General features: G+C 68.0%; 1 pseudogene. It reads right to left on the reverse strand.

The annotated features are described in order from the left end of the window. Positions 1-250: pseudogene (locus MFF58_RS32115) on the reverse strand (porin family protein); the annotation flags it as partial.

A 250-nucleotide genomic window follows, 5' to 3' on the forward strand; every position in this document is an offset into this window, starting at 1 on the left:
GCCGAACTTGTAGTTCAGGCCTGCGCGGACGACGGCGAACTCGTCGGAGCGGCGGCCGACCGGGCTGTAGAAGGCCGGGACGTTGGAGGCGGCGTTGATCACGAACGCGCCCTGGTTGCGGGTGTTGCGGTCGAGGTTGACGTACAGGCCTTCGACCTTGAGCGTGACGGCCGAGGAGCGGAAGAAGTTCAGGAAGGAGTCGGTGGGCAGGGCGTACTCGATGCCGCCGCCGACCGCGTAGCCGGTGCGG

Origin of the sequence: Methylobacterium longum, from assembly GCF_022179385.1 — a bacterium.
Lineage (GTDB): Bacteria > Pseudomonadota > Alphaproteobacteria > Rhizobiales > Beijerinckiaceae > Methylobacterium > Methylobacterium longum.